This window comes from Maricaulis sp., from assembly GCF_017642925.1.
Lineage (GTDB): Bacteria > Pseudomonadota > Alphaproteobacteria > Caulobacterales > Maricaulaceae > Maricaulis.
Genome location: NZ_JAEPOL010000003.1, coordinates 171,296 through 193,045 on the forward strand (window position 1 = coordinate 171,296; position 21,750 = coordinate 193,045).

The window sequence follows — 21,750 nt, forward strand, 5'->3', positions numbered from 1 at the left end:
GTTCCTGGCTGAACAGGAGAGTGGAATGGCCACGGCAGAGACGCAGTAAATACTGACTAGGGGCTGACGAATTTAACGTCAGCGTCTTGGAGGTTTTTCACAAATTTCCCGACATTATTGAACCCCCGAGAATCTTTTGTGAAGGAAAACCTTATCTTTTCTCTAGCTCTTGATAGAGCGACAAAAAATACGTTTACATCATCATCATTGCCCCAAAACGATTCATCGTTGAATTCTAAGAATATGACGGTGTGGTACTCCAGTCCTTTGCTTTTATGGATCGTCATCAGCCGAACGCTGTCATTCCCCTCCATGTCGCAGATACAATCTTCCCATGTAGAAGCTTCGCTCGCGCATTCTCGTAGAAACTCTTTGAAGCCAGAAATCGCGTCAAACAATCTGTCACCGCCACCATATTCTCTGTAAGCGCGCTTGAACTCATTAGGTGTTATCTCCGCCATAATCCTGTCTGTGAGTTCGTTGAAAGAAATTTCATCTGGTCCGCGATTTCCTATATAAGTGCCGATGTTTTCAACTAGCGCCCTCACCATAATTAGTGAATCGCTGTGACCACGATCAGTGTTGATATCAATACCTCTGACGTCAGCAATAATATCTCTACAGACCTGAAAAGGACTGCCTACTCGCACATTAGTCGCAAGTTTCAAAACGGCGAAAAGAAACTCGTAAATTCGCTCTTTTACTAAATCTTGAATGGCTATTCCGCCAACGGATCTCGCTTCATTCCGTATCTTGATACCTTTGTTCTGGAACTCCTCACGAATTCGATTTTCAACATCATCGACTCTCATTCTGGCCAATATGACAATGTCAGACGGGTTTAAACTTTCGTTCTGTCCCAACTCTTTTTTTACAAACTCAGCTAAGTGACGCCCTTCATCGCTTCTAGTCTCGAAGACCCACCCTTCGATGGCATCTTCGCGCACAGGATCGTCCTTTCGCGCCGCTTCAGTTTCAACGTAGTCGTCGTCAAATGTTTTAGCCAAAGAGTTGATTAGCTTCACAATTGCGTTGTTCGAACGGAAATTGAAAAGCAGGCGATCGCTGTTGGCATGAAAATCTTGCTCGAAGCGATCAAAAATATCCGCCTTGGCACCAGCCCATCGCATGATGGCTTGGTTTGAATCTCCTACCGCTGTTATGACAGTTTTTGAATTTAAGAACGCCGCTCTGACCAAATCATATTGCTGATTGGTGACATCTTGAAATTCATCGAGGAACACGTGCGTATAAGTACTTTGCAACGCAGATTTTATCGTGCCTTCGCTCTTGATAATATATGCTGCGAGCAACATTATCATATCAAATGTTACGTTCGATCGTGCGGCATTTAAATTGTGATTCCACCATAAACCACGTATTTTCTGTTCGTCTGTGGTCGCATCTTCAAGTGTCGTTTCCGGTACCCGTTCATGCACAATTTTGGCCAATTGGGTGTTGTTATAGGCGCGGATGGATGGAACATCCGCGCTGCAAGCGGTTCCAAAATCCTCCCATATATCTCGATTAGGAAACATGACGCGATAATCGCTCGAAGGCTGGAGTTCTTTAGGCAAGGCTTCACGAAACTGATCGACTACCCTTTTCGCAAAAGCATGGAGGGTTAAAGATTCAAAGCGTCCAGCCAGCTCTGGGGAGCACCTTTGTTCTACTCGCTTTTGTAGGTTACGAGCAGCATCGACCTTGAACGATATTGCGAGAATCCGCTTCGGGACGGGACAAACTCCTGTAGTCAAGAGATACATGGCCCTTTGAGCTAGTAGCTCAGTTTTCCCCGCTCCAGGCCCCGCTAAGATGGAGGCAGAGGCATTTGCTGTCGCTATTTCTAGAGCTTTTCCGTCCAAGTTAATCCCGGGAGAGGGGCGCCAATCTTCAGGTTTTACGATGGTCATTCTGCGCCACCATCTGAGTTTTCTGCGGGAGCGGCCAGTAACACTTTCGCTCGCTCCACCAGCGCCCTGAGCGGTTCAGGACAATCTTTTACAATGTCTTGGTCAGATAAACGCCCTAAAGCATTGTAGTGAGAAGCTGGCTTTGCCCTGGATTTGAAGAGGTTTTTATAGGCGTGCAGCTCTTCAGCTGAAAAAGACTGCCCAATCCGGCCAAGGTCGGAATTTCCAAGTCCTTTTTCGCCGAAAACTGACACTGAGATTTTGGCGATGTCGTCCTTGGCTGAATCATAGGTTTTCGTTGGCTGATAGGCGTTAGGAAAGGCCTTGATCATCATCATGTCGAGATCGAGGTATGTGGAATAATAGACATCATGCTGTCGAAGCCATTTGGCCCAACGATCCACGGAAGTGCTATCTATTCCGTCATTCGATGGTATTTGAACGCTCGGATCATGTGATACACCAGCGCCCTCGAGCCACTTCGCGGCATTCATTATGCGCCCCATTCCTCCACCGTGCCGACCGAGATCGAAATCCAGAAGCGTTAGGCACGGAATGTTTAGGCCCGTCGCCAGTTTCCACAAATGCTGCGCGTGCCTGCCACCAATTGGGACGAATGCGATAAAAGACGGATCAAGAGGAATGCCTAGAGCTTGGGCAATTCGGGGAATCACAATTCTCTCGCTATCACCTTCCCCAATGATAATCAGTCTAGCAAAATAGATTTCAGGATTTGCGAGGATTGCTTGTGTAACAAACTTGTCTTCGTCGGAGCCAGATTTTGGTAGCGGAATGTCACGAATGTCAGAAACCAATTTCTGTCGGCAGTTTCTCACATACCTGACATTCCTTGGCGCTATCCGCGTAAGAATGCTCGTTGAATGACTAGTAACAAATGACTGGGCATCACCATCTTGATTAAGTTTTTCCAGCAAGGAAATGAGCCGGGGAAGATAGAACGGTGCCAGATGATTTTCTGGTTCCTCCAAAGCAAAAATCGTTAGGGGCGGAGGCGAGAAATCAAGCGTCTTAAACCCCTCAAGCTCTCCAGGAGTTGCTGCTTGCATTTTCCAAATTAAGTTATGCAGCGTTGCAGACAGCGCAAAGTACAGAAGCGAAACCTGCCCTTCGCTCAGCTCCTCAAGCTGTCTCTGACCGCCGCCTGGCGATTTCTCAAATCGTAAAGTGAGCTCCCGAATGAGCTGTTCAAATTCGGTAGCTACCACGCTCACGATCGGATCAGCGTCGTAGTGCCCATCATGAAGATCGCCCCAGAAAGACTTGAGGTCGTCCCTTACCGAGTCGACTGCTTTTTCGGCATTCAGACTGGCCTCTAAATCCTGAGCAAATTTCCGAGACTTATCTTTGGTTGCTTGATCCCAATCTGCTGAACGCTCAATTCGTTTCAGCACGTTTTTCAACGCATGTCGGGTTACCCCAAGAGAGTCGCGGTGCGCAGGGATATAGACCAGTTCTGCGAATTGTGTCGCGCGTCCGCGAAGCGGTGTTTTGCGTTCATCATCTGGCCCAAAAGGCACATCGTCGAGTGTCCTGATTGTGTATATTTTCACCTCGATATCATCTTCGAACGACTCAGAGCGCTTATAAAGACACTCAAGTGCTACTCGCACTTTCAGCGATTCATCCTTTGCGTTGAAGAATATATCGTTGAAAACGTGTGGTATCGCGTTGGCATCCATAAAGCCAAATACGACGTCTATAACCACTTCTCGTTCGTCAATACTTTGACTGTCCTCACCGTGGCCGAAATGTACATCTGCCTTTTGAATTCGGCGCTCAGAAGCGATGGGGGAGAAAAGTCGTTTTAAAGCCTCCAGTACAGCTGATTTTCCTGCACCATTGTCTCCGACAAGGCCTGTCAAGCCAGGGTTAATGGCTGTTTTGGCTGGTGTGTTTCCGAAACACCTAAAGTTTCTGATCGAGATAGATTCGATATGCACTAGCTCGCCTCCTTAAGAGAGGCGCTTTCAGGATCATAGACGTATTCACCGATGGTACCGTCCTTGAACTTTTCAATCGCTTCGTCGATCACGAAGAGCGGGACCAGAAACCACTCACGCGGCGCGACGGGATTTCCAAAACGGTCCTTGATATCGATCTTCAACTGAGCGGGCTCGAAGACGCGGTGCATAAGCCGTTCGAACTTCTTTCGATTGATATTGAACAGTTCATAGGTGGCGACGACCTCGACATCCGCCAGGAGATAGGTCGCGTCTTTTGAAGCATTGGCGATGCGCTTCTCTACACTACCGCCGGTAACGCCGATCTTGTGCAGCACCTCACGATTTTCGGCGACGACTGGATGGCTGGATTTGCTCCTGAGCACGTAAATTGTGCCACTGGCTAGGTCTTCTTCTTCCTGTTCTCCGCCGAATAGGGGGCCAGCAGACGGTTCAGAGACACTCCGGCTTGTCTCGTCCTTGTAGAGCGCGCGTTGGAGCGATCTCAGCAGCAAGTTGCTCTCTGTGCCATTCGAGTAAATGACCCGCAATCTGGCATCAAACTCGCCATTCGGTGCTTTGATCCGTTTTCCGACCTCAGCAACGTACGCCACTTGCCCACCGAGAATGAAAAACTGCCCCTGGGAGATATCAGTTTTGAGAAATCCCGCATCTTTGCGGATTTGGCGTGTGATCCGAACACCTTGGTCTAACTCAGTCTGGACCGCTTCAAATAGCGGCTTGAACCTCTCAAAATCCTCGCACTTCTCACGATTGGCGATTTCCTCGGCCGCTCGCTTCTCAGCAGCAGATCGCACATGACGCAATTCGGTGATTGATGCAGTTTCGCTCTCGACGCCCAGTTCGCGAAGAAGCGCATCATCATCAAGTTCTTCTACATCAGGCGAGTCCGCTGGCGATGTTCCTGCCAGAAGCCCTTGGTGATCCATCGGCTCAACCAAGGCCCGGCACTCTTCCAACTTACGGATACGATCTAACCGGACGGCATAGAGGCGTTCAAAGATATCTCGCTCTTCGCCGTGCTGCGGGACACGATCGTGCTCTTCGACAAAGCGCTGAATTTCTTCAAAACCAGCGATGATACGCTCCTCACGCGGTGTGCGTGTGACCGCTTTCTTGGCTTCGACCTCAACGCCTAGCTCGGCTAATAGGGCATCATCTTCTTCTGTGAACTCTTTAGCCATTAGCAGCCTCCGCTTTCATGCGGGCGAGGAAGGCGACGCCTTCGGCCATTTTCTTTTCCCAGGCATCCTGCGAGGTAATTGACGGCAAACGTCCACGTTCCTGCTTGAACTTCAGGGCGCGTTTAGCGAGGTCGCGCGCCTCTTCAGCGGTAAGCTTCACCTGCTTGCCAGACATGATCGCTTTAACGTGTTTCAAGCGATCTTCGTTCATAGTCTTGGAGAGGATGGCATAAGCCTCAGAGAACGGATTGATCCGGTCGATCAAGTCGATATCCAGCTCGCGAACGTCGGTGACATACTTACGGACGCCTTCGACAAACGCCGTGTTCGCCTTGATTTCGCTGTCGCCGCTTGAATTTGCGGCTTTCTTGGCTTCTTGAGTGAGGTTCAGCGCTGCGATAGCGCGTTGACGCACGGCCTCTTGATCATCTTCGTCCAGTTCGGGGTAGCGATCCTTGATGATCTTGCCCATACGCACCTGGGTCAGTTCTTCGGGCACAAGCTCTTCGTCGAACAAGCCGCGCTCGATGGAGGTTTTGTCTTGTACGAACGCTGTGATGACCTCGTTCAGGTCTTCGCTACAAATCCGTTCGGCCTCTTTGGATTTTGGCTCTTTCAGTCCGTTGATTTCGATTTGGAACTGGCCGCTGTCCTCGTTGAAACCGACATTGCATTTATTTGGATCGTAGCCGTCTTCGCCATAGTCGAAATCCGCCTGCGGACCAGTGTTCGGGTTCTTAGGTGTGAAGTTGAAGCGTGGCGCGAGAACTTGCTCCATGAGCAAGCTTGCGGCGATGGCTTTCAGCGTATCATTCACCGCTTCAGTCACGGCTTCTTCGGAGGCATCTGGCTCGGCGATCAGATTGGTGAAGCGCGCTCGTGTCTTGCCTTCAGCGTCACGGGTGGCGCGTCCAATGATCTGCACAATCTCGGTGAGGCTCGAACGGTAGCCAACGGTCAGCGCATGTTCACACCAAATCCAATCAAACCCTTCCTTGGCCATGCCCAGGGCGATGATGATATCGACATGATCGCGGTTATTCTTCTGGGCCGGGTCTTTCAGCGCGGCTGAAACCTTGTCCCGCTTGGAAGGATCGTCATCGACCAAATCAGCAATTTTAAGGATGCGCCCATCTGGGCGTTTCACCAGTTGGAAGCCAGTGACCGCGTCGGTCCCTTGCCAATCGCCCAGCTCCTCGATGATGTGCTCCACCTCGCGGATTTTGTCTTTAGTGCTCTCACGGGAGTTCACACTCGGAATGTGAATGATCGTCTTCTGATTGGGATTAAGTACTTTGAGAATGTCGTCGGCGTAAGCACCTGAATAGAAGAAGTAGCCTATGTCGAGCGACTTCAGCCACGTGTAGCCATTGAGCTGCTCGTAATAGGTGTAGGTGACAGGCTCAAATTTCACTTCGTCTTCCGGCATCAGAACCGGGTCGGCATCGCCACGGAAATAGGAACCCGTCATCGCGACGATATGAACCTTGTCGCGCGCGATCAGAGCGGCGAGATGCTGGCCAAGCTTGTTGTCGGGATTGGCTGAGACGTGGTGGAATTCATCAACAGCTATCAGACGGCCATCGAAAGCTTCGATCCCGAACTTATCGACGGCAAAGCGGAAGGTCGCGTGGGTGCAGACCAAAATCTGGTCGGCGCTATCTAGGAAAGCGCTGACGGAATTGACCTTGCCGCCGTCTTCCCCAGGCGCGTTGCAGAGATTCCACTTCGGAACAACGGTCCAGTCAGCCCAAAAACCGAATTTGGAAAGCGGCTCGTCGTTAAAGCTTGAGCCGATGGATTTTTCGGGCACGACAATGATCGCTTGCTTCACACCCTGATTATGCAGCTTGTCGAGCGCGACAAACATCAAGGCACGGCTTTTCCCCGAAGCAGGGGGGGACTTTATCAGCAGGTATTGCTCGCCACGCTTCTCGTAGACCTGTTCCTGCATTGGGCGCATGCCCAGTTCATTCGATTTCGTCGAATTACCATTGGCGGCATATTGAACCGAAACCGACGGAACGGATTTGTTAGTTTCTTGTGTCATTGCGTCACCGCCTTTCGTTTATTGTTCTTGCTCATCGGCGCTCTCCTGCCACGCTAGCCAACGCCGCCTTCAGAACCTGAAAGCAAACTTTCGCTGTGTGCTCGTCTGGGGTGAAGCCAGAAACCATCTCTTCATAGGGATGAATGTAATTGCGATAATCGCGCAGCCCGTGGCTGAATTTCTTCACGTCCGGCTTCAGCACACCGATTTCGCAGGCCACATCTATAAAACTGGCCAGTGTCCAATCTTGGAATTTCTTAACCGTGCCATCATCCGATTTTGGAGAAGCATTCGCTCGATTAAAGCTCGCTGGGTTGCTCTGCGCCGCGCCCAGCAAGACTCCCTCAAGAACGCTGCCACAAAGAAAAATGACGGATAAGTAGGCGCCCGTTCCTAGCGCGGTGCGTGCTTCTTCAAGGCGTCGTCGGATCACAGAGGCGACGGCCTGTTCTATTGGGAGCTTCTCGATATTCGGTATCGAGAACTCTTTGCTGAGAAATTCGCTCTCAGTCTCCGCATTGGTTCGATTGACCGGCTTCCCGCCAAGCCTTGCGACAATGGCCCGCGATTTTTCTAGGATCGGTTTATCCAGTTCCTGGCCATCAAGTTCGCAACTCGCCTCGTAGGAATCGAGCATCTCATTAAGGACCGTGCCAACCAACTCGTCCGACTCTTGTTCCCAAAACGCACGAAGCTTCTTCGCTTTGGAGGTTCCGTAGGTCTGATACTTTGGCCCGTGAATATCGATCTTATGTCGCTGAAAAAACTCGCTATAAGTTGGGTCAGTATAATCCAAAATATAGCCAGGCTGCGTGACGAGAAGCCTTTCAAGGTAACGCTTGTCAATGTCGGTCAGGCTACTCACGCAACCTCCTTCCGACTAGTCATTTTGGTGTAAAGCTCGAACAGTTTTTCGAGCCTCTCAGTGTCATTCTTGAAACGACGCCCGATGTAGATGCGTTCAAGTACTTCATCGTTACGCTCATGCGCAGCACGCAGGTCGTCAGGCATTTTCTCGGGGTCGTAGAGATCGGCGATGGTCGCGGGGAAATGCGCCTCGCGCGCCAGAAGAATATCCTCGGCACAGCGGGTCAGGTCTGCCTTGTTCTTCTCGGTCAGCTTGGGGATAGGGAATGTGTTCCAGCCAAGCGTATTCGAGTAGTTAAAACGTGTCTCTAGCTTACCGCATACAGCGTCTACCCAAACCCAGTGCAGTCTCGATGCGACTATCGCTAGATTCCAAATCGGCGCGTTGAATATGCCAAAATTCCGATTTGTTATAATGGTTCCTGGCTGAAGTAGCCCGCAAGGCAAGTAGTCACGACCTTCGGAAGATACCGCGGGCACAACAATGATTTGTTCTGTTCCGTCTTGCCTTCGCTCATCGAAGCGATGCGGCCAGGCAGCACCTGCTTGGGTGGCCGCTTTTTTGCTCTTTTGACGCATTTCTCGGACGGCAGATATTCTTGAACGAAGTTTGGGGTGATGAATCGCAACGTCTGCATCTTGGTCTCGCACCCATACGCAGTATCGCATCTTGCCGTTTATGAATTCGTCTGAGCCCACAATTCTTGCTGTGAATTTTGACTGATCATCCGGGGTTAGATTCAATTGATCGAGCTCGCTTCTGCTCAGCAATAGGTTCCCGCCATCAACCGGTTTGCTTCCAAATGTCATCTCGGCCACTCCGAAAAGCGGCTTAGAAGACTTTTGAACAATGACGTTATCTGCGGGGACCAAATACGCATTAATTTGATGGACGCTTTTTCGTTCGAGCGCACCATCTGGAGACACGGAGAAGAGAACTTTTTGCTCTCTAGTTCTCAATCCAATCCCTACTATGGCGACAGTTACTCCGGCGTTGTGGCTCGCCAAATTGGTCCATTTGAACGAAGTATGAGCAAATTTTATCTCATAGCCTTCTCGAAAAATTATAGGCCAAATGATCGGGACATGTTGGCCTTGGCAAATCGAGTTAGTGGAAACAAACGCTGAAACTGTTGGGGTTCGAAGTCCGTAGTCGACAGCTTTCATGAACCAGCCTGAGACGTAATCGAGAGACTTCCAGCTTGTGGTCCGGTCTTCAAAGATTGCTGCAAGGTCCGCTTTTTGCTCGGGCGATTGCCATGTCGATCCAAGATATGGTGGGTTTCCACAAATATATGTCTCACCCCCCTCATTCTCAAAACCTATCTCCGCTTGGTCTAGTGGCGTCTCGAAAAGATCATCCGATGAAATTTTTACACCGGTACCAGTTGGCGGGCATATGCTTAGCCAATCCAGACGAAGGGCATTGCCGCAAGTGATCCAATTCATGGCGTTGAGCGGTAGGAATTCTTTCAAAGCTTCCTGTTGTCCGCGATGAAGAACGTCACATTGGAATTCTGCGATGATAAGTGCAAGGCGCGCGATCTCTGCCGAGAAGTCCCGTAGCTCGATGCCACGAAAGTTCGTAAGCGGGATATCCGTTCGTCGCTCTTTCTCGCCGCGCCGCTTGTTGATTTCGGCCTCTATCGCACGCATTTCCTTGTAGGCAATCACAAGGAAATTGCCTGAGCCACATGCTGGATCGAAGACGCGAATTTTGGCCATTCGGTTTCGCAGATTGAGAAGCTTGCGTGAGTTGTCGCTTGCCTCCTCCAGCTTCTCGCGCAAATCATCCAGAAAGAGGGGATTAAGCACCTTCAGGATGTTGGGCACGCTCGTGTAGTGCATGCCCAAAGCACCGCGTTCTTCATCATCCGCGACGGCCTGGATCATTGATCCGAAAATGTCAGGATTGATTTTTTTCCAATCGAGACTGCCGATATGGAAGAAATAGCGCTGCGCGATCCGACTAAAGCGCGGCACGTCGGTCGAGCCAGAAAAGAGGCCGCCATTCACATACGGGAATTTGTCAGCCCAACGAGGAATCTTAGCGTCGGCGCGTTCCTCAAATTTCGTGTTCATCGAACGAAAAAGTTCGCCAATAACCTCATGCGTGTTTGAGGAATCGCGCTCGCTCATTTGCTCGATCGTCGCGGTGAAAAGGTTCTCACCGTCGAAGATGTCGGTGTCTTCCGCAAAGAAACAGAAGATCAACCGCGCCATGAAATGGTTCATGTCGTGTCGGCGTTCTTCTGTCCCCCATTCGGGATTGTCTTTCAAAAGCTCGACATAGAGCCGGTTCAGACGACTGGTGGCCTTAATGTCGAAGGCGTTTTCGCGGATTTGCTTGACGGTCGAGATACCCGCCAGCGAGAGAAAGAAGCCGAAATGGTCGGGGAAATCCTTGTAGGCGCAGGCGACGGTCTCGCCTCCAATCAGGTCTTCCGCCTCGAACTCGTTGCCATCGGTCGCCAGCACATACTTGGCTTTGGCCTTTGTCGTCGCAGGGCTTTCCTTCAACGCGCGAAGCGTCTCTGTCACCGCGCCAGGATTACAGACCTTGATATGGATGTTGTTGGTTTGAAGAACGCCGCCTTGGTCGGACTTGTTCGATGCGCCAGAGCGAAGCTTCTTGATCGTTGTGGCTTTGTTGCCGAATGCTTCAAGGAACGCGAAGGGAAACTCCTGCGGCTCAAATGGCTGCTCAGCTAGCTCCGAAATAGCTTCTTCAATTTCAACTGCGTTCACGGTCGGACGTATCCTTGTTGTCTTGTTCTTCGTCGTGATCCCGGATGTGCGCCCGCATATAGTCCCGAAGGACTTGCGCAGCTGGGCGATCCTGCGCGCGACAGACTTCTATGAATTTTTCACGGAGGTCTCGTTCCACGCGGATACGGAAACCGGAATCTTTTCCCGACATCTAGAAAGTGTATCCATTGTGGTCACGATTGTGAAGAGCAAATACAACTTAATGTAGCGCCTCATATCCTCGCGTTGATAGCAAAGGTTTGAACATACCGGGAAAAGGTTATGTGGGTTTCAAGGGGCGCGAAAGCCCTTTGATCGATGGGTGCAGGGAGAGCTTAATTCTCACCTGCGAGTAGTTCAGCGGCGATACGCTGACGGCATCCAAACGGCGCACGGTTGGTCTCGATGAAGTCGGCTCCATGACATGGCCATGGGGGTATCGGGGGAGCTTGGAGGCTCCCTTGATCTGCGATCGAACGGCAGGCTGTTCGGACATGGGGAGGTGTCGGAGGGGAGAGGTCATTCTCCGCCTCTGATGAGGGATCAATCGGCGATACGATTGGATGGTGCTGAGTAGGTTCAATACCTGGTCAGTGCCAAGGCTTGGGGTATCCAACAGGGGGCGCAGCAGCCCCTTTGGCAAGGTCGGCGTTGTAGTACAACGCACACCTTGCGCGTCAAGAAACGCGTCAGATAGGATAAGAGGGTCTTTTAACGCTCATGGTCACCGCGCTCTGTTCGCTTTAAGGCTATTTGATGCCGCAGCCTTACACGTTCATTCTCTATAATGAGGTCGCGAATACAGGCGCTTATTGGGGCATATTCGGCAACATTTGAGGCACGTGACGCTTCTATCCATTTTTGCTTATGCATGCGCCGTAAATCAATACTATGCCCTGCTTGGGCGGCAAGTTGCTTGAGATACTGTGTTTGGGTGCGACCATTGCCTTCGCGAAAAGGGTGAAGATGATTTACGTCCCCTAGAATGATGCCAGCCTTATCCGCGAAAGCATCGGCACTCAGCCCTTTTAGTCTGTTTTGTTCGCACAGCCTGCGATGTATGTCCGCCATACCGGATTCGAGCCGCTCTTTAGGCATGAACCAATGACCGCCTTTGCCTATATCAACCTGCCGTAATTGGCCTGCCCATTCGTATAGGTCTTGGAACAAGTGGCGATGAATGGCCTGCAAGTGCTGAAGGTCGAAATTTCCCGTGGGAGAGCCCTCACGGATTCGCATAACAACAAGACGGCGTTCTGCCTTATTCAGGCTGTCGGTATCGCGTAGATTCAGCTTGTTCTTAAGAATGTCGCTATCGGGATAGCGATAGAGCGCCTTGTCGCGCGTTTCGTTGTTCATTTATCCGTGAAATGGGACGCATTCCCGGTGAGTTCAGCAATGATGCGCGCGCGTTGCTCATCGTCACTTATGCCGTCCCGATCAAATTGCGCAAAAAGCGCGTAGTCTTCTGCTGTAAAGGGGTTTTCTTCAACAGCTTGCATATGCACCGCTTCCTCAAAGCGCTCACGCGCTTCTTTTGCAGCAATCAATTCAGACTCTGATGAATTACTCATTTGATAATCTTACCACAAACTTCCTCTGATTGCACGGTTTAGTCCGTATACCTATGAGAGATTATTTCGCTTCAAGCTTGGTTCTACTGCACTTTTGACGATTTCCGTGCTACGTCGATTCCCATCGAGACGTGGAGTGCGATGTGTCTGATAGCTGGGATGAGAAACACGCCCGGAACGAAGGAGCGGCGAAAAATGCCTTCGAAGAGAAGGCTTCGGACGCTCCAAAAGAGGAGCCGTCGAGCGACCTTTTGAAAGCGCTCGAAGGGCTCAATGACCGGCGATCGGGAGTCCCAGACCGCCGGAACTCTGACATTCACCGCATTGCACAAGAGCTGGATGACGAGGCTCAAAAGGAAGAAGAAGCCGAACTTCCCGAACTGGAAAAGCCGCGTCCCAGACCACCTTCGTTGAGCCTGGGCGGTGAAACTATCCGGCCAGCTCCAAAGTATGCCGCGCCTGAACGCGATGAAGCTGCACGCGATCGTATGCGGGCTCTTTTGCAACGCGGCAAAGAGCAGGATCGAGAACGCGACCGTTAGTGAAAAAATCTGCGGGCCTTGGCGGCTAATTTCGCAAAACGGGCGAATTGGTTAACTTTCAATAATAAACGGCACTCACACACGTTGACAGTTTTTCAACGTAAGAGGAGTGCCCAAACGATGGACCCAATAGTTTCGTGGTTCCGCTCTCTATGGGACGGCATACACGGTTTTATCGACCCAGAACGAGCGAAACAGCTTCGCGCAAAAAGAGCGACGGAAGCGTACCTTCGGAGCAAGCCAGGATCAAAATCATCTCCTGAGCAACAGCTAAAGGCCAAGCCAGACAGCAAGCCGTTTCTCAAATGGCTCGCGTGGGCCGCGCTCGCTGTCTTCGGTGTAGCCGTCACCGTGGCCGTCGTGAGCTTTGGTTTCAGCGGCGAAGAAAGCGGCGGCAGCCAAGTTCAATATGATGCCTATGGCATGCCAATCGGTGGCGGCGATCTTGGCGCTGCAATGAACCCAATGCGCGGCCTGACCTTGAGCAGCCTCATGGGCGGATTCGTGCTCGGGGTTGGATTGGTCGCAATCCTCGCCTTTTGGCGTTGGGTTGTTCACAAACATGGATGGGTGGCGCTCATTGTTCTGTGCGCGTTGCTCGTGCTCATCGGAGACACAAGTGACTCTGCATCGACAACATCCATGGCGTCGATGCTGGCCTTCATCACTGGCTTTAGCGCAGGCATTGCCCTGGCGGCGAAGTTTCTTCTCGTCATCAGACCGCCTACGGAAATCCCGGACATCTTTGGTTCGTCACGGTGGGCAACTTTCGATGACATCACAGATGCCGACCTAATTGGTTCAATGGATAAGGGAGACGGTCTTTTCCTCGGCAAAGAGCAAGAAAAAGGCATCCCACTCGTCTATCGAGGCGACATGCACGCATTGACAGTCGCACCAACGCGAACGGGTAAAGGCGCTGCTGCCATTATTCCGAACCTTCTCCGGTCAAAAGGCTCCATTCTCGTCATTGATCCCAAAGGCGAGAATGCGCGGCGTACGGCAGAAAAGCGTGCTGCGATGGGGCACAACATCAAGATTGTAGACCCGTGGGGCATAGCACAAGAAGCCGATAAATTTGGCCCTGAGGCCGATGCGGGCTTCCATGCCCATTTCAATCCTTTGGACGCTCTTCACGCAGATGATCCAGACCTTGGGTCGGACGCGATGCAACTCGCGGATGCGCTTGTTGTCTCAACCGACAAGGAGCCATTTTGGAGCGACGAGGCCAAAGCGCTGATTGCTGGTTTCATCCTCTATGTCGTTGTTGATCCCGAAGAAGAGGGCAACCGAACGCTTGGCCGAGTCCGGGATATTCTGTCGCTGCCTCCGGCTGCGGATACTGAAGATGAGAATCTTCCTGGCACAATGGATGAGATTTTGATGCGGATGGCGGTCTCGCCTCATCCGCTGGTGAGCGCCGCTGCTTTCCGCATTGCTCAAAAGGCAGAGAAGGAACGCTCTGGTGTGATCTCCTCGGCGCAATCGAACACGCATTTTCTCGATAGCCCGAAAATTCGTGACAGCCTGGCCAAGTCAGACTTCCGCTTCTCCGATCTCAAAACCGCCGATGCGCCGACGACGATTTATCTGGTGCTGCCGCTCGATCGTCTCTCGACGTTCAATCGCTGGCTTCGGTTGATGATCTCAAGCGCCATGATCGATCTGACCCGCACCCCTGCGAAGTCGGACGCTGAGCCGGTGCGCGTTATTCTGGATGAGTTTGCAGCCCTCGAAAGGCTCAAGATTATTGAGACGGCCTTCGGGACGATGGCGGGCCTCGGTGTGCAGCTCTGGGCGGTTACGCAAGACCTCTCCCAGCTCATGCGCCTGTATGGCGATAAGGGCTGGCAGACATTCGTCAGCAATGCGGGCGTGTTTCAGTATTTTGGAAGCCGCGACTATGAGACGGCGAAATACGCGGAACATTTGACCGGCATGACGACAATGAAAAAGCGGTCCATCAGCTTCGGATCGTCCTCATCGGCAACCACGTCTTACCCGAGTAGCTCATCCACTACGGGCCATTCGAAAACTATCTCGTACGATGATGTGCAGCGTCCGCTGGCTTATGCAGATGAGATGATGACTCTTCACCGCGATTTGCAGATTCTCTTCGTGGAGAACAACTATCCAATCATCGCTCGAAAACACTGGTGGTTTCGTCATGTGCAGGCCAGCAAGCCTGTGAAACCTAAATCCTCATAGCATCGCAGCCTTTACGGATACGCGGCGCTGAACCGAACCGATCGACACCCATTGCCTGAAAATTGTGTGGCGGGACAGGCGAGGTGCTCGAACGGTTCGGTCGCCGCAATTACAAACGTAAAGGAGCGACGCGATGTCTCTTCAAATCATTTCAAAGGCGGAAGCTGCCCGCATGCCGATAGCGCAGCTTCGAGCGCTGCATCAATTGCTCGCTGAAGAGCTGGCAAATAGCGAATGCGATTCAGAGCTTGCTCAAGCGATTGCGCACAATCTGCATATCGTCATCAACGAGCTTAGTGCTCGAAATCGGCTGAGCCGTCTGCCACGGCTTTAGCTGCTCTTTCGATTGGGTCGCCCGGCAGAGAGCGGGGCGACCTGGTAGCATGGGCCTCAAGTCAGACTCTTATGATCCATTTATCATATTTTGGTTTTATGATGATTGGATCATAATCGAGCTTTATGCCCTAAAGATCATATTGACATTTTATGAGTTTTAGATCATAATTCTGTTAAAGGAGTCGCCATGCAAAAAATAATCCGTTCTCCAAAAGATTTTGGTCAACTGATCCGCCATGTACGTAAGCAGGCGGGGATGACCCAAAGCCAGCTCGCCGTTCGTAGTGGGGTCTGGCAGGAAACCATTTCCAAGATTGAGAACGGCCATGCGGGCTCAAAGCTGGAGACAATCTTCGAGATTCTGGCCGCCCTTGATCTGGAGATTACAGGGCAAGAACGCTCGAAAGGATCAACAGACGATTTTGAGGATATGTTCTGATGGGGCGGCGTCGAAGCTACATACCGCTCAATATCTTTCTCAACAATCGGCTTGTTGGACAGATGGAACGTCAAAAGGGCGGCGCGATCAATTTTCAATATGCCAGGGAGTGGCTCGATTGGGATACGAGCATGCCCATTTCTCTGTCACTGCCGCTGACACAAGATCGCTACACAGGCGGCGCTGTTCTCGCCGTATTTGAAAACCTCTTGCCGGACAATGAAGCCATTCTACGCCGTGTTGCCGAACGCACGGGTGCGCAAGGCACGGACGCTTACAGCATGCTCTCGGCAATCGGGAGAGATTGTGTGGGAGCCCTGCAATTCGTTCCAGAAGGTGAGGATTCCACGCCTTCTGAAAAAATCGAAGGCCGTCCCCTGACGGATGCACAGATAGGCAATCTGCTTCAAAACCTTGATGTCAGTCCTCTTGGCATCCGACCAGAAAATGACTTCAGGATTTCGATTGCTGGGGCGCAGGAGAAAACAGCGCTTCTCTTCCATGAAGGGCAATGGATGGAACCAGTTGGCACAACACCAACAACCCACATTATCAAGCCGCAGATTGGCAAGCTGCCCAACGGCATGGATTTATCCAATAGTGTCGAGAACGAGTTCGTATGCCTGAAGCTGATGGAAAATTTCGGACTGCGGGTTGCCAAGGCGGAGATACAAACATTTGCTAAACAAAAAGCGCTTGTCGTGGAGCGCTTCGATCGACTTTGGACGCGCAATAAGCGCCTGATACGCTTGCCGCAGGAGGATTGTTGCCAGGCGCTGTCTGTCCCACCTACGCAGAAATACGAAAATGTCGGCGGGCCGGGCATCCCCGCGATAATGGAATTGCTACGCGCCAGCGACGAGCCGAATAAAGATCAACGCGACTTCTTCAAAGCGAACATCCTTTTTTGGCTGATTGGTGCCACGGATGGCCATGCGAAGAATTTCAGCATCAATATTTTGCCCGGCGGACGGTTCCGTATGTCGCCGCTTTACGATGTCCTGACAGCAGAGCCGGAATATGCCGCGAACCGCATTCGCCGTAAGGATTACAAACTAGCGATGAAGTGGGGAAAGTCGCGTCACTATAAAATCACTGATATACGCGCTCACCATATTCAAGAAACCGGCTTAGAGTCCGGTTTGTCCAGAGAGGCCATACAGGAAGTCATTCAAGAAATTTTGGATGACGCCGCACCTGCCCTTGAAAAAACAATTCGCGCGCTGCCGAAATCATTTCCGCAAGTGCTCATTGATGCGCTGTCCGGTGCCATCGAAAGCCGGTGTAAAATCCTTCAATAGAAAATCGCGGTATAGGAGCGATGTCACGTCCAGCTTATAGCTGGACGATCCATTGACGATTGCCGAGTTCCAGTTCGGTGACTTCACCGCCCAGGCGCATGTCGCGGGCAAAGGCCTCGACATCGAAATAGTAGCGCAGGCTTTCCGGTAGCTGGTCAAGAAGCCCGGTGCTCTCGACGTAATCCTCGGCGAATTCGAGAAGCGTGCCTTCAAAGAGCATCACTTCGTCCAGGCGATCGATGATCTCTTCCGGCGCGATACATTCGTATCCAGCGAGGTATATGGCGCGGGCGGCCTCGTCTTCGTCGAGGTCTTCAAATTGATCGAACCATAGAGGCAGATTTGCTTGGTTCACGCCGATTGCTTTGAACAGCTCGTAATTGTCGCCATCAATGAACTGAATCTCATATTCTTCGACGGGATCGCCGTACTCGTTGCGATGTCGCGATGCTTTTTCGCGGTACTCATTGAGCGTTTTGAAATAGAAGCCCACCGCTGAAATGTCGTAGGGCGTAGCATGATAAATGTTGGGCATATTGTCCTCCTTTGCTTTGAACGCAGGAGGCTCGGGCGACTGGAACAAAGGCACGCTGCAACTGCCTTCACGGTCACTGGTGCGGAAGGTCGGTTGCAGTGGGCCTGCCAGTCGCCACGGATGCGGTTATCTCAAAGCGGAGGACGGTTTTGCCCAGGCTCGGATGCCTCGGCTGACAGGAGGCGTTCAGGCTTTTCGTAGCGTTTGCTTACATGCCTCGAACATCATCGTCATATGATTGCGCCGGGTCGAACCCAATCGCTTCATAGCTTCATCGTCTTTGAGGGCACGGTCGAGTTCAATGTCGCGGAAACGGTCATAGACCAATGCCGTAAGAAACACCGATTTGAAGCTTCCTGTAGGCAGGCCGCGTTGCTCTGTTCTGAGATGCCGGAGTGTGCGGAGCAGCATGGGGCGCGGCTGGACGAGCGGAAGAAACTCGCACGCTGAACAAAGGCGTCTGTTGCCGAGAAGGGCTGTTCCTGGGCCATCGACGCTTTCGAACGACTCTCTGATTTCAGACGGACAGTCGAATACGCAAGTGTGAAGGCGCTGCCAAAGCGGATCGTCATCATCAGGCCAGTCAAGCGGTAGGCCAGTCTGATGGAATAGCGCGTCAGACCGGGCAATCATGTCGCGCAGTTTGCGCATGGTTTCGGCGGCTGATCGCACAGAAATACCTGCATTCTCACTGGCAATCGGCACAGAAAAGTTTGAGCAAACCGCCCAAAGGAGCGCTTCGACTTGTTCATTGCTCAGTTTTGAGCGGGCGATGTAACGGTTTGCCATAGAAAATATTATTTAATCTCAGAGGATTAACCTACTCTTCTTCCTCTGATCAGGACAGGTAATTGTCGCATCGCAATAAGCACCGCATTTTGAGTTCGAACATTGCGAAACGGTGCTTTTATGCCGGAAAAGTTATGCACAAAAAGGGCTGAAAGCCCTGAAAATGCTGGACTCTTTAATCCGTATACGGCATAATAAAAATAGAGCCCCCTTCGCGTGCGTGAGACACAAGAAAGGAGTTCAGGATGCCAGACGATCAAAAGAACATCCTGCAATCGTCAACCGTTGACGGTTTTAATCAGGAGGCTCGCAAGGTTCGTTTCGATCCTGAAGCGTACGCTCACCACATTGCACAACTCGACCTCACCGAGACGCAGAAGCTTACGCTCATGCGAACTGTTTGGGACCTTATGGTTCTGTTCGTGGATGCTGGCTTCGGAATCGATGGGCCGACTCTGGCAATGGCTGATAAAGAAAACCAAGAGGCTGAACGCGAGGACAAACCGCGCAAGCAGCTCGAAACGCCGGAGAGCACACCATGATGAATCTAACGAACAAGAAAAGCGAAACCGGCGGAATCGCAGTGATCTATTGCCGGGTGTCGAACGTCAAACAGACGACGCGCGGCGATGGCCTTGGAAGCCAAGAAACACGTTGCCGGGAATATGCTGGCTACAAGGGCTATCGCGTAGAGCAGGTCTTTACAGATGATATGAGCGGCGGCGTCGCTGATCGTCCTGGCATGATGGAGATGCTGGACTGGCTTAAAGAACACCATGCAGAAAATCCGGTTGTCATCATCGACGATGTGTCGCGTCTCGCACGGGGGCTGGACGCGCATATTCGATTGAGAACGGCAATCGGTGGCGCGGGAGGCCGGTTGGAAAGCCCATCGATCGAATTTGGGGAGGACTCAGATTCGGTGCTGGTGGAAAACCTTCTGGCCTCGGTGTCGCAACACCAAAGACAAAAGAACGCGGAGCAAACCACGAACCGCATGCGCGCTCGCGCGATGAACGGTTACTGGGTGTTTGCAGCGCCTAAAGGCTATCGCTTCGAGCGCTCCAACGAAGGCAAGGTTTTGGTTCGCGATGAGCCTCTAGCCTCAATCGTTCAAGAAGCTCTTGAAGGCTTCGCGTCTGGCCGCTTCGGCACCCAAGCGGAGGTGAAGCGCTATCTCGAAGCCCAGCCCCTTTTCCCAAAAGATTTGCCGGGCGGATTTATGCGCAACCAGCGTGTGAACGATCTACTCACTCAGCCGCTTTATGCCGGCCTGATCTCAATTCCAAAGTGGGGAATTGCGATGCGTGAAGGCCGTCACGAAGCATTGGTCTCTGTCTCGACCTTCGAGAGAATTCAAAAACGACTGGCAAACCCTGACCGTCAGATCATCCGTAAAGATATGCGGGAAGACTTTCCGCTTCGCGGGGCCGCGCTGTGTGGTGATTGCGATCACCCTCTGACGGCGGCGTGGTCCACGAGCAAGACCGGCACAAAGCATCCGTACTATCTCTGCTATAACCGTGACTGCGAGAGCCACAGAAAGTCTATCAGACGCGATGCAATCGAAGGGGAGGTCGAAGCGGCGCTCGCAAGCGTTACGCCTGCCAAGAGCCTGTTTGAGCTAGCGAGAGCGATGCTGAAAGACCTCTGGGATGGTCGTGTCGATCAAGAACAATCACGCGCGAAAGAAGCTCAAGCGCGTATCAAGGAACTCGACAAGAAGATCGATCAACTCCTCGACCGGATCGTTGATTCTAACTCTTCACGCGTAATCGCGGCTTATGAGGCCAAGATCGAAGGATTCGAAAAAGATAAGCTATTGCTTCGGGAACAGACCAATCGTGTAGGCCAAAAACCGCACACCTTCGAGGAGATGTTCGAACTCGCCTGCCAATTCCTCGCAAACCCCTATGAAATATGGACAAATGGTACTTTGGCGGTGCGCAAATTGGTGCTGAAAATGGTGTTTCCAGCAGGCATTACGTATGATCGGGAAAATGGACTTCGAACCCCAGATTTAGCCTTACCGTTCAAGGTGTTAGGCGGTCTCGATGGGGGTGATTGTAAAATGGCGCACCGGGGAAGATTCGAACTCCCGACCCCCAGATTCGTAGTCTGGTGCTCTATCCAGCTGAGCTACCGGTGCAGGCCGTATGGCTCCGAGGTCTCAGCCCCGAAGAGGCGCGGAAACTAGCCGCGGCTTTCACCGAATGCAAGTCCCGCAAAGCGGCAAATGCACACCCGTGTGCAGCGGCGTCATGCCGCCTGTGTGCGGGCTGCGTGGACGCCGCGCGCCACGGCCCGGGCCAGCGTGTCGGCACAGGCCGATCCCAGCGCCGCAAGGGCCAGTTCGGCACCGCTCTCCGGCAGCGGGCGCGCCGATGTCGAGAGGGCAAACACCACATCGCCGTCAAAGGGCGTGTGCACGGGCCGGATCGCGCGGGCCAGACCGTCCTGGGCCATGATGGCCAGGCGCCGGGCCTGGGCGGGCGTGAGCGCGGCATCGGTCGCCACGACGGCGATGGTCGTGTTCTCGCGCACGCCGGGATTGACCTTGGCCGCGCCCCAGTCGGCCGGTGCCGCTTGCCAGCCGGCCGGCGGGCGGCCGCCGCCGAACTCGCCGTCGATCTCGTGGGGCCAGGCCCAGTAGACATCGTCCAGACCGGGCATCGTCACCGAGCCGAAAGCGTTGACGCAGACCAGGGCGCCGACGGTGTAGCCCTCGCCCGTCACCAGGCTGGCACTGCCGGTACCGCCGGGATGTGTGCCGGCCATTGCTCCGAAGCCGGCGCCGGCGCGGCCGAGGGCGACCGGTCCGGACGACACGGCGGCCAGCGCGTCGCGTCCGAGATCGCGATAGGGCGGACTGGCGCCCCAGGCCTTGTCGCCGCCATTAGCCAGATCGTAGAGGATGGCCGAGGGCACGACCGGCGAGCGCGGCACGCCGGGCATGTCGAACAGGGCGAAGCCGCGGCCGGACGCACCGAGTTCAGCGGCGACGCCATCGGCGGCTGCCAGGCCGTAGGACGAGCCGCCGGACAGCACCACCGCATCGACGGCATCGACCAGGGTGTGGGCGTCCAGGGCGTCGGTTTCGCGTGTACCCGGACCGCCGCCGCGGACATCGACGGCACAGACCGCCCGGCTGTCCGGCAGGATGACGGTGACGCCGGTCTTTGCGCCCGCGGCCTCGGCCTGGCCGACGGCAATCCCGGAAACATCCGTCAAACTGTTGGTTTTTCCTGGCATCGCCATGATCGGCCCCTTACCTGTTGCGAA

Annotated in this window: 18 protein-coding genes, 1 tRNA gene and 1 pseudogene; 7 read left to right on the forward strand and 13 right to left on the reverse strand. The window is 52.8% G+C overall.

The genetic code is table 11. The features are described from left to right. Nucleotides 1–56 precede the first annotated feature (56 nt). The 9 genes from JJ918_RS03740 to JJ918_RS03775 all read right to left on the reverse strand — a co-directional run bounded on the left by JJ918_RS03740 (nucleotide 57) and on the right by JJ918_RS03775 (nucleotide 12,318). Entirely contained in the window at nucleotides 57–1,913 is a 1,857-nt protein-coding gene (locus JJ918_RS03740; protein ID WP_291883437.1) for an ATP-dependent helicase, read from the reverse strand. Further along, on the reverse strand, nucleotides 1,910–3,874 hold the full coding sequence (locus JJ918_RS03745; protein WP_291883440.1) for an AAA family ATPase: 1,965 nt from the start codon (nucleotides 3,872–3,874) through the stop codon (nucleotides 1,910–1,912). The genes JJ918_RS03740 and JJ918_RS03745 overlap by 4 nt, the downstream gene beginning before the upstream one ends. Beyond that, nucleotides 3,874–5,079 (reverse strand): GIY-YIG nuclease family protein, encoded by a 1,206-nt coding sequence (locus JJ918_RS03750; protein ID WP_291883442.1) that lies wholly within the window; start codon nucleotides 5,077–5,079, stop codon nucleotides 3,874–3,876. The genes JJ918_RS03745 and JJ918_RS03750 overlap by 1 nt, the downstream gene beginning before the upstream one ends. Then, nucleotides 5,072–7,129 (reverse strand): DEAD/DEAH box helicase, encoded by a 2,058-nt coding sequence (locus JJ918_RS03755; protein ID WP_291883444.1) that lies wholly within the window; start codon nucleotides 7,127–7,129, stop codon nucleotides 5,072–5,074. The genes JJ918_RS03750 and JJ918_RS03755 overlap by 8 nt, the downstream gene beginning before the upstream one ends. Nucleotides 7,130–7,160: 31 nt before the next feature. Then, nucleotides 7,161–7,994: a hypothetical protein gene (locus JJ918_RS03760; protein ID WP_291883447.1), complete on the reverse strand. Its 834-nt coding sequence runs from the start codon at nucleotides 7,992–7,994 to the stop codon at nucleotides 7,161–7,163. Further along, nucleotides 7,991–10,744, reverse strand: coding sequence for a DNA methyltransferase (locus tag JJ918_RS03765; protein WP_291883449.1), 2,754 nt, complete (start codon nucleotides 10,742–10,744; stop codon nucleotides 7,991–7,993). The genes JJ918_RS03760 and JJ918_RS03765 overlap by 4 nt, the downstream gene beginning before the upstream one ends. Further along, nucleotides 10,731–10,916 (reverse strand): hypothetical protein, encoded by a 186-nt coding sequence (locus JJ918_RS17220; RefSeq protein WP_367277628.1) that lies wholly within the window; start codon nucleotides 10,914–10,916, stop codon nucleotides 10,731–10,733. Before JJ918_RS17220 ends, JJ918_RS03765 begins: the two co-directional genes overlap by 14 nt. A 539-nt stretch (nucleotides 10,917–11,455) precedes the next feature. Beyond that, nucleotides 11,456–12,103, reverse strand: coding sequence for a Fic family protein (locus JJ918_RS03770; RefSeq protein ID WP_291883452.1), 648 nt, complete (start codon nucleotides 12,101–12,103; stop codon nucleotides 11,456–11,458). Beyond that, entirely contained in the window at nucleotides 12,100–12,318 is a 219-nt protein-coding gene (locus tag JJ918_RS03775) for a hypothetical protein (RefSeq protein WP_291883454.1), read from the reverse strand. Before JJ918_RS03775 ends, JJ918_RS03770 begins: the two co-directional genes overlap by 4 nt. Nucleotides 12,319–12,461: 143 nt before the next feature. Here JJ918_RS03775 and JJ918_RS03780 point away from each other — a divergent pair, with 143 nt between their 5' ends. The 5 genes from JJ918_RS03780 to JJ918_RS03800 all read left to right on the forward strand — a co-directional run bounded on the left by JJ918_RS03780 (nucleotide 12,462) and on the right by JJ918_RS03800 (nucleotide 17,144). Continuing rightward, the gene (locus JJ918_RS03780; protein ID WP_291883457.1) at nucleotides 12,462–12,860 is read left to right on the forward strand and encodes a hypothetical protein; all 399 of its coding nucleotides are present in this window, start codon (nucleotides 12,462–12,464) and stop codon (nucleotides 12,858–12,860) included. A 120-nt stretch (nucleotides 12,861–12,980) separates the two neighbouring features. Further along, nucleotides 12,981–15,068: a type IV secretory system conjugative DNA transfer family protein gene (locus JJ918_RS03785; protein WP_291883459.1), complete on the forward strand. Its 2,088-nt coding sequence runs from the start codon at nucleotides 12,981–12,983 to the stop codon at nucleotides 15,066–15,068. Between the two features lie 133 nt (nucleotides 15,069–15,201). Then, nucleotides 15,202–15,402 carry a hypothetical protein gene (locus JJ918_RS03790; protein WP_291883462.1) on the forward strand — a complete coding sequence of 67 codons (201 nt, stop codon included), beginning with the start codon at nucleotides 15,202–15,204 and terminating at the stop codon, nucleotides 15,400–15,402. A gap of 189 nt (nucleotides 15,403–15,591) precedes the next feature. Then, on the forward strand, nucleotides 15,592–15,843 hold the full coding sequence (locus JJ918_RS03795) for a helix-turn-helix transcriptional regulator (protein ID WP_271186080.1): 252 nt from the start codon (nucleotides 15,592–15,594) through the stop codon (nucleotides 15,841–15,843). Continuing rightward, nucleotides 15,843–17,144, forward strand: a complete 1,302-nt coding sequence (locus tag JJ918_RS03800) for a type II toxin-antitoxin system HipA family toxin (RefSeq protein ID WP_291883464.1) — start codon at nucleotides 15,843–15,845, stop codon at nucleotides 17,142–17,144. The genes JJ918_RS03795 and JJ918_RS03800 overlap by 1 nt, the downstream gene beginning before the upstream one ends. 34 nt (nucleotides 17,145–17,178) lie before the next feature. On the opposite strand, the gene JJ918_RS03805 is transcribed toward JJ918_RS03800, so the two are convergent. Continuing rightward, nucleotides 17,179–17,679 (reverse strand): antirestriction protein ArdA, encoded by a 501-nt coding sequence (locus JJ918_RS03805; RefSeq protein WP_271186082.1) that lies wholly within the window; start codon nucleotides 17,677–17,679, stop codon nucleotides 17,179–17,181. A gap of 186 nt (nucleotides 17,680–17,865) precedes the next feature. Next, a complete protein-coding gene (locus JJ918_RS03810; RefSeq protein ID WP_291883468.1) occupies nucleotides 17,866–18,468 on the reverse strand; it encodes a hypothetical protein in 603 nt (200 codons plus the stop codon). Nucleotides 18,469–18,713: 245 nt separating this feature from the next. Here JJ918_RS03810 and JJ918_RS03815 point away from each other — a divergent pair, with 245 nt between their 5' ends. Together JJ918_RS03815 and JJ918_RS17225 are read left to right on the forward strand one after the other, a co-directional pair. Then, on the forward strand, nucleotides 18,714–19,010 hold the full coding sequence (locus JJ918_RS03815) for a hypothetical protein (protein WP_286800108.1): 297 nt from the start codon (nucleotides 18,714–18,716) through the stop codon (nucleotides 19,008–19,010). Then, nucleotides 19,010–20,047 (forward strand): annotated as a pseudogene (locus JJ918_RS17225) (recombinase family protein); the annotation flags it as partial. The gene JJ918_RS03815 and the pseudogene JJ918_RS17225, both read left to right, overlap by 1 nt. 493 nt (nucleotides 20,048–20,540) lie before the next feature. Here the strand turns inward: JJ918_RS17225 and JJ918_RS03820 are convergent. Further along, nucleotides 20,541–20,617 (reverse strand) — tRNA-Arg (locus JJ918_RS03820). Nucleotides 20,618–20,727: 110 nt separating this feature from the next. Next, nucleotides 20,728–21,726, reverse strand: a complete 999-nt coding sequence (locus JJ918_RS03825) for a P1 family peptidase (protein WP_367277629.1) — start codon at nucleotides 21,724–21,726, stop codon at nucleotides 20,728–20,730. Nucleotides 21,727–21,750 lie beyond the last annotated feature (24 nt).